This window comes from Priestia sp. SIMBA_032 (assembly GCF_046535215.1).
GTDB classification, from domain to species: Bacteria; Bacillota; Bacilli; order Bacillales; family Bacillaceae_H; genus Priestia; species Priestia aryabhattai.
Map to the genome: position 1 here is coordinate 1 of NZ_JAWRXD010000238.1, position 362 is coordinate 362.

The following is a 362-nucleotide window of genomic DNA, read 5'->3' on the forward strand; positions in this document are numbered from 1 at the left end:
CGAAGCGGAAGGTTAGATGTTGAACATCGTATATATCTCGATCCGTCTATCGCAGTGGATGAACTAGACGAAGAAGACGAGGAAGACGAAGGTGCGGTAGAGAGAACGTCAAAACCCAAGTCAGTCTGGATGGGAGGCGAATTTTCTACAGACAGTGGAAAGCGTGCGCTCAAAGAACTGATGCCTGGTGACTCGTTTGACTTCCCAAAATCAATAGATTTTCTACGGACCTGCTTTTTGCTTGGAACAAGTAGAAACGAAATTATTCTAGACTTATTTGCAGGTTCGGGATCTACCGCACAGGCAGTAATGCAACAAAATGCAATCGACGGACAATCTCGTCGATTTATCTGTGTGCAACT

The 362-nt window shown here is 45.0% G+C and carries 1 protein-coding gene; it reads left to right on the forward strand.

Annotated elements, in window-relative coordinates:
• The coding region (locus SB717_RS34170) for a DNA methyltransferase (RefSeq protein ID WP_410907268.1) at positions 1-362 on the forward strand (362 nt) is incomplete at both ends.